Source organism: Micrococcus sp. HMSC31B01 (assembly GCF_001816085.1).
Classification (GTDB): Bacteria; Actinomycetota; Actinomycetes; order Actinomycetales; family Micrococcaceae; genus Micrococcus; species Micrococcus luteus.
The window spans coordinates 1-6461 of sequence record NZ_KV825113.1 but is presented as its reverse complement, the minus strand read 5'-3'; the positions used below and the strand labels follow the sequence as shown (position 1 = coordinate 6461).

Here is a 6461-nt window from a genome sequence, read left to right as displayed (position 1 = left end):
GTGGCAAGAACCTCATGACCCACAACAGCTGGCGATCACGCACCTCACCGTGATCCTCACCCGCCCCCTTCCCGCGAGCATCGAGCCCGCCGAGGAGCCTGCGCCTGATGAGCGCGTGCCTGATGCTGCGCCAGCGCCGCTGGCGGTCGGACCGGTGCGCCAGGCGAGCCGGGAGCTCGCAGCGCGCCTGCGCGAGGAGGAGGGCTGGTCGAACAAGGCCATCGCCCGGCGCCTGGGCGTGCACCCCTCCACCGTGGGTCGCTGGTTCACGGCCCCGCCCGCACTGACGAGGCCTGAGGAGAAGGAGACGCCATGAACGACGACCAGCACACGACCGCCCTGCACGAGCGCGTCGAACGCGCCCCGGACTGGCCGGAGCGCGACGAGACGCCGCGGGAGGGCGAGACCTCGGCGCTCGCCCGGCACCGCGACCCGTCGCTGACCAAAGACACCACGGAGGCGGCGAAGAAGCAACGGCCGGGCGTGGAGTGGGTGCGCCCGACCGACCTGATGGTCTCCCGCTCGGCCAGGGTTGCGGGACGGGGTATCGACTTCCAGGCTGAGCTCGCCCGCCGCTCCCGCCGGGTTCCCGGCCAGGCGTACCGGGCAGCGCGCACCGGGGCGCGCACTGGTGTCCGGTTCGTGAGCGAGCGTGCCCGGAAGCTGCCGCCCGTGACGGCGTTCGGCCGCGGGTCCGGGGAGCACTACTCCTGGGTGTCTCGCTCCGGGATCGGGCTCGGGTAACCATGTTCGCCCCCGGCGCGACGGCGCGAAACCAAGCCGCTGTGGGCCGTGTGCGCACCTGCCTGTCAGGAGGTGCCGTCATGGAGACTGCCACGGCCCGCAAACGGCGGGAACGATTCGACGATTCGGAAGCGCTGCGCGCCCTGCTCACCCGCCTCCACGAGGCGGGGCGCGGAGCGTGGCGCCATGACCCCGAGGCCGCTGCGCTCATGGAGCACGCGGCGAGCAAGTACGCGGCGCTGGCCCGCAAACACGGACTGGACCCGTGGGAGGCGGCGTCCGCGGCATTCGAGGCGATGCGCGGTGCCGCGACCCGCCGGGCGGAGGACCCGTGGGCGGTGATCACGCGGGCGGTGCAGGTGACGTGCACCGCGGAGGAGCGCGGCAACGGGCTGCTGTGCTCCGTTCACCAGGCCCGCCGTCCCCGCTACTCGGTGTTCCACGATGCGGAGCGGTTCAGCGATCGGGAGAACCCGCTGCCCGACTACCACCCCGCGTTCCGGTTCGACCCATTCACCGACGACGAGCCCGACGACGAGGACCCGGCGCCCGAGCGAGCGGTGAACGTGACCGCCGCCATCGAGGACACCATCGCGTTCCTCACCCGGGTCGGGTGGGAGCCAGAGACCGCGCGGGCCGCGGTCGAGTACGTCACTGCCCGGCTCACGGAGGCGTCCTCGCGGGCGTCGGCGTTCGAGGTGCTGCGCCGAGACCGGCAAGCCCGCGCCCTCCTCGACCTCCCCGGCGCATCCTGGACGGCGCTGCTGCGGGCCGTGCTCGGCGTTCCCGACCCGGCACTCGCGCACACGAACGCCGGCCGCGGAATGCTCCGCCGCCTGCTGATCGGCCAGCCGCTGCGCGCACTCCTCACAGACGACGATCTCGTGATCACCGCCGGGCTCGCCGCACCCAGATTCGATGCCGGGAGCGGCGGGCGATGAGCACGCCGCTGGAAGGCCGAATCGAGCTGGAGCGCGCCGTCGATTCGATCGTCGTCGGCGCGCGGCACAGGCACGACCACGGCGACCTGATCCCGCTGGTCGAGTCGATACGCCGCCACGGGCTGCTGCAGCCGATCACGGTCACCCTCGACGGGCACCTGATCTGCGGAGCCCGACGGCTCGCGGCGATCAAGCTGCTCGGCATCAAAACCGTCAACGTGTGGGTACGCTCCGGCGTCTCCGACCGGCTCGGGCAGCTCCTCGCGGAGCAGGACGACAACCAGCTCCACAAGCCCCTCACCCAGCTCGAAGCCGCCGCCCTCTACCGCGAGCTGAAGGCCCTGCTGGCCGAGGACGCCGCGCGCCGACAGGAGGCCACCCGGTTCCAGGCGTCCGCCGACGACGCAGAAGACGGTGGTGCCAATTTGGCACCACCGCAGATCGAGCAGGGCAAGACCCGTGCGCAGGCTGCTCGGATGGTCACTGGCCGCGCCTCCTACACGACGTTGGAGCGCATCGGCCGGCTGGAAGACCTCGCCGCGGACGAGTCCCAGCCCGAGGCGGTGCGGGCGCGCGCCGCGCAGGAGGTCGAGCAGATCAAGACCGGCGGCAGCGTCTATCCCTCGCATCTGCGCGTGAACGCGGAGCTGTCGCTGGCGGAGCTCGACCAGCTCGCCGCCGACCCTGCCCAGCCCGCCGAGCTGCGCGAGCAGGCCCGCACCGAAGCGGATGCGGTGCGGGCGGCGGAGCGGGAGGCGAAGGCTGCGGAGCTGGAGCAGTTGGCGCAGGCCGCGCTCGCCCGCGTCAAGGCCGCCAAGACCGGCAGGAAGGCGAAGCGGCCCGCGCTGACGGCGGTGGAGCCGGGTGTCCCGGTGCCGTTCCCGCTGAGCGTGTTCACCGCGACGTGGGACGACATGGCCTCGTGGTGGGAGCACTACGACCCCGCCGATGTCGGCCCGGCACTCACCACCGAGCAATGGGCCCGGTTCGAGGAGACGATCGCCGGCACCGTCACGTTCGCCGATGCCGCCCGTGCCGCCCGGGAGGACCGGGCCGAGCAGACCGCCTGAACAGGGCGGGGGGCGGTGGTGCGCACCTTCCTGGCAACCACGCATCCCTGTTGCCGTCCGGGAAGGACCCCTGTTCATGGACCCCGCCGCCCCCGATGACCGTCGCCGTCGTCGCCTGCTGATCGCCGCCACCGCCGCAGGCCTCGCCCTGCTGATCCTCGTCGGCGTCGGCATCTACGGACTCGTCCACGGCCCCGCCGCGGCCGACCCGGCGTCGAGCGAACGCCCGTCTACCACGGCTGCGCCTGTGACGCCCGGCCCGATGCCGGGCGGTGAGCTGGAGTCGCTCCGGCAGAACCTCGGCCCGGAAGCGTTCGCCCGCGCGGTCGCGACCGCCCTGTTCACCTGGGACACCACGACCGGGCACACGCCCTCGGACTATGCGCAGGTGCTCGCGGATGCCGCCCACGGTTCCGAGGCGGATGCGTTCGTGGGCGACGTGCGCGCCTACCTGCCTTCTGTGGAGGCGTGGGCGCAGCTGCGACAGTATGCGACGCGCCAGTGGCTCACCATCGACGAGGTGTTCATCCCGGAGGCGTGGGAGACCGCCGTCGACCAGGCCGCGCCCGGCCAGATCCCGGCCGGGGCGATCGCCTACACCTTCGAGGGCACGAGGCACCGCGACGGCACCTGGGGCACGACGCCGGTGGAGGCGTCCCGCCCGGTCGCGTTCACCGTGTTCCTCGTCTGCAACCCGCCCACGCCCGGCCACGGCGCGGCATCAGGTTCGTGCGAGGTGCTGCGGCTGTCCGAGCTCGACAACCCGCTGCACTAGCCGGGAGCGTCGTGATGAAGAAGCTCGCCGTCCTCGCCCTCACCCTGCTGCTCATCGGGCCCTCCACGGCCCTGCTGGGCGTCGCCGCGCTCGGCGGCACCTCCGCGACCGCCGCCGTCTGCACGCCCGGCTCACTCGCGGTCGGCCCGATCCCGGACTCGCTGACCACGACGACCCGAAACGGGGAGACGGTCACGCTGAACCGGCAACAGCTCACGCACGCGGCGACGATCATCACGGTCGGCGGGCAGACCGCCGGCGTCGGCCGCGACGGTGTGCTCATCGCGCTCATGGCCGCCCTCACCGAATCCACCCTGCGGATGCTCGCCAACACCAGCGCCTACCCCGAGTCGGCGAACTATCCGAACGACGGCAACGGTTCTGATCATGACTCGCTCGGCCTGTTCCAGATGCGCCCCGCCAGCGGCTGGGGCACGGTCGCCGAGCTCATGGACTCGGCTTACCAGGCCAGGGCGTTCTACGGCGGCGAGTCCGGCCCGAACTACCCGTCCCCGCGGGGGCTGCTCGACATCCCCGGCTGGCAGCAGCTCGACCCCGGCGAGGCCGCCCAGGCCGTCGAGGTCAGCGCCTACCCGGACAGGTATCAGAACTACCAGCCAGTCGCGCAGGCGATCCTCGACGCCCTCACCCGCCCCGCGCCCTCCGGCAACGGCGGCGGGGATGAGACACCGGTCGTGCCCGAGACGACCAGGATCGTGTTCCCGCTTCCCGAGGGAACCTGGGTGCGGACGAGCCCGTTCGGGTGGCGCAACGACCCGATCACCGGGGAACGACGCTTCCACGCAGGCTCGGACTTCGCCGCCCCCGACGGCACCCCGATCTACGCCGTCGCCGATGGCGTCGTGGTGCGCGCGAACTACACCGACGCAGGCGGCGGGATCATCGTCATCGAGCACACCGTCGGCGGGCAGCGGGTCGCGTCGATGTATGTGCACATGTGGCAGCACGGCATCCACGTCGCCGACGGCGACACCGTGACCGCGGGCCAGCACATCGGAGACGTCGGCTCCTCCGGCCACTCGACCGGCCCGCACCTCCACCTGCAGATCCACCCCGGCGGCGCCGGAGCGGACCCGGTGGACTCCGACGCCTGGCTCACCGAACACGGTGCCGGAGGGATTGCGGGCGGCGATGCCGCCCCCGCCCTGTGCACTGCCGGGGGCGCGTGATGGACGTGTTCCCCGACTTCGGCGGCGTGGGCGGCGCCGCAGACCTGCGCTCCATCGTCGGCGCGCTGCTGATGTTCGTGCTCGTCACCGCGGTGCTCATGCTCATCGTCTGCGCCATCATCTGGGCGATCAGCGGAGCCTCCGGCAACTACCAGGCAGCGACCAAGGCCCGCACCGGCCTGCTTGTCGCGGTCGGCGCCGCCGCGCTATCCGGTGCCGGCGTTGCCTGGCTCAACTTCCTGCTGGACGTCGGCACCCGGCTCTGACCGTCCTTGCCTGTGCGGCTGGGAGCGAGTGCGCACCTGACCGTCGAGAACCCCGTCTCGACCAGTCAAGGGAGCACAACCGTGATCGACATCGACCCCAACAGCTCGGGCCTTCCGGGCATCGAGCAGCTGCGCATCATCGTCGGCGCCGTCATGACGGTGGGCCTGATCCTCTCCGTCCTCGCCCTGATCGTCTCCGCGATCGTCTGGGGTCTCGGATCGAACAGCAGCAACCCCCACCTCGCCAGCCGCGGCAAGGTCGGCGTCCTCGTGAGCTGCGGGGCGGCGATCATCTGCGGCGCGGCGGTGACGCTGGTGAACTTCTTCTGGGGCGTCGGGCAGGCCGTCTAATGACGACCCGACATGACTTCCGACGGCGGGGGTGGGCGCGGTGAGCGTCTGCGACGTCCCGGTCATCTCCTCCGTCTGTGACGCCGTGGGCGAGGGCACCGCCTCCCTGATCGCGGCCCCGTTCGACTGGCTGGCTCAGGCGATGGCGGGGGCGGCGGCGTGGCTGTTCGAGGCCGTGTGGTGGGTGTTCGACACCACGACCCTCGTCGACGTCACGAGCGCCGAGTACGTCGGCGTCTACAACGTCCTCTTCGGCGTCGCCGTGTTCGTGATGCTGATCTTCTTCTGCCTCCAGCTCATCACCGGCCTGGTCCACCGCGACCCGACCGCCTTGTCCCGTGCCGCGCTCGGCCTCGCCAAGTCCGTCCTCGGCTCGTTTCTCGTCATCACGCTGACGGCGCTGCTGTTGGAGGTGACCGATCAGCTCGCGGTCGGGATCGTGCAGGCCACCGGGAACACGATGGAAGGGATGGGGACCCAGATCGGGCTCCTCGCCGTCGCCCTCGGCGCCATCAACATCGGCGGCCCTGGCGTCGGGGCGATCCTCACGATCTTCTTCGCCGGCCTAGCCATATCGGCGGCGGCGATTGTGTGGTTCTCCCTGCTGATCCGCAAGGCGCTGCTGCTGGTGGCGGTCGTGTTCGGCCCGGTCGCCCTGGCCGGGGCGACGTGGGATGCGACGAAGGGCTGGTTCGCCAAGTGGGCGGCGTTCGTGATCGCCCTGATCTTCTCCAAGCTCGTCCTCGTCGTGATCTTCCTCGTCGCGATCGGGCAGGTCTCGGCCCCGATCGAGGCCGACCTGGCCTCCATCTCCGACCCGATCGCGGGCGTCGTGCTGATGTTCATCGCCGCGTTCGCCCCGTACATCACCTACAAGTTCCTGTCGTTCGTGGGCTTCGACATGTACCACGCGATGTCGTCCGAGCAGGAGGCGAAGTCCGCGCTGAACCGGCCCGTGCCGGTGCCGTCCGCCCCGCAGGCCGACACGGCCAAGAAGGTCCTCGACGGCGGCACCGACCCGGGCAGCAAGCCGCCGAGTGGTGGAGGCGGCGCGGGCGGAGGCTCGACACCGCCCCCACCTCCTCCCGGTGCGTCGGCTGCGGCCCCGGCCAGCGCGGGAGCCG

At 71.6% G+C, this 6461-nt stretch carries 9 protein-coding genes; all 9 read left to right on the top strand.

Annotated elements, in window-relative coordinates; all coding sequences use genetic code 11:
- On the top strand, positions 1-316 hold a 316-nt coding region (locus tag HMPREF3105_RS12685), incomplete at its 5' end, for a helix-turn-helix domain-containing protein (protein ID WP_141762445.1).
- Positions 313-744 carry a hypothetical protein gene (locus HMPREF3105_RS06145; protein WP_020627598.1) on the top strand — a complete coding sequence of 144 codons (432 nt, stop codon included), beginning with the start codon at positions 313-315 and terminating at the stop codon, positions 742-744. The genes HMPREF3105_RS12685 and HMPREF3105_RS06145, both read left to right, overlap by 4 nt.
- Before the next feature lie 80 nt (positions 745-824).
- Positions 825-1685, top strand: a complete 861-nt coding sequence (locus tag HMPREF3105_RS06140; RefSeq protein WP_043281843.1) for a serine/threonine-protein kinase — start codon at positions 825-827, stop codon at positions 1683-1685.
- Entirely contained in the window at positions 1682-2755 is a 1074-nt protein-coding gene (locus HMPREF3105_RS06135) for a ParB N-terminal domain-containing protein (protein ID WP_020627600.1), read from the top strand. The genes HMPREF3105_RS06140 and HMPREF3105_RS06135 overlap by 4 nt, the downstream gene beginning before the upstream one ends.
- Positions 2756-2831: 76 nt before the next feature.
- Positions 2832-3530 carry a hypothetical protein gene (locus tag HMPREF3105_RS06130; protein WP_020627601.1) on the top strand — a complete coding sequence of 233 codons (699 nt, stop codon included), beginning with the start codon at positions 2832-2834 and terminating at the stop codon, positions 3528-3530.
- A 14-nt stretch (positions 3531-3544) separates the two neighbouring features.
- Positions 3545-4720, top strand: coding sequence for a M23 family metallopeptidase (locus tag HMPREF3105_RS06125; protein WP_020627602.1), 1176 nt, complete (start codon positions 3545-3547; stop codon positions 4718-4720).
- A complete protein-coding gene (locus HMPREF3105_RS06120) occupies positions 4720-4986 on the top strand; it encodes a DUF6112 family protein (RefSeq protein WP_043281856.1) in 267 nt (88 codons plus the stop codon). The genes HMPREF3105_RS06125 and HMPREF3105_RS06120 overlap by 1 nt, the downstream gene beginning before the upstream one ends.
- Before the next feature lie 81 nt (positions 4987-5067).
- The gene (locus tag HMPREF3105_RS06115) at positions 5068-5337 is read left to right on the top strand and encodes a DUF6112 family protein (RefSeq protein ID WP_020627604.1); all 270 of its coding nucleotides are present in this window, start codon (positions 5068-5070) and stop codon (positions 5335-5337) included.
- Positions 5338-5377: 40 nt separating this feature from the next.
- On the top strand, positions 5378-6461 hold a 1084-nt coding region (locus HMPREF3105_RS06110; RefSeq protein ID WP_070708984.1), incomplete at its 3' end, for a TrbL/VirB6 family protein.

Coding starts and splice junctions, on each gene's coding strand:
- HMPREF3105_RS06125 (WP_020627602.1), top strand. CDS start 3,545: ATGAAGAAGCTCGCCGTCCTCGCCCTCACCCTGCTGCTCATCGGGCCC.
- HMPREF3105_RS06145 (WP_020627598.1), top strand. CDS start 313: ATGAACGACGACCAGCACACGACCGCCCTGCACGAGCGCGTCGAACGC.
- HMPREF3105_RS06120 (WP_043281856.1), top strand. CDS start 4,720: ATGGACGTGTTCCCCGACTTCGGCGGCGTGGGCGGCGCCGCAGACCTG.
- HMPREF3105_RS06135 (WP_020627600.1), top strand. CDS start 1,682: ATGAGCACGCCGCTGGAAGGCCGAATCGAGCTGGAGCGCGCCGTCGAT.
- HMPREF3105_RS06140 (WP_043281843.1), top strand. CDS start 825: ATGGAGACTGCCACGGCCCGCAAACGGCGGGAACGATTCGACGATTCG.
- HMPREF3105_RS06130 (WP_020627601.1), top strand. CDS start 2,832: ATGGACCCCGCCGCCCCCGATGACCGTCGCCGTCGTCGCCTGCTGATC.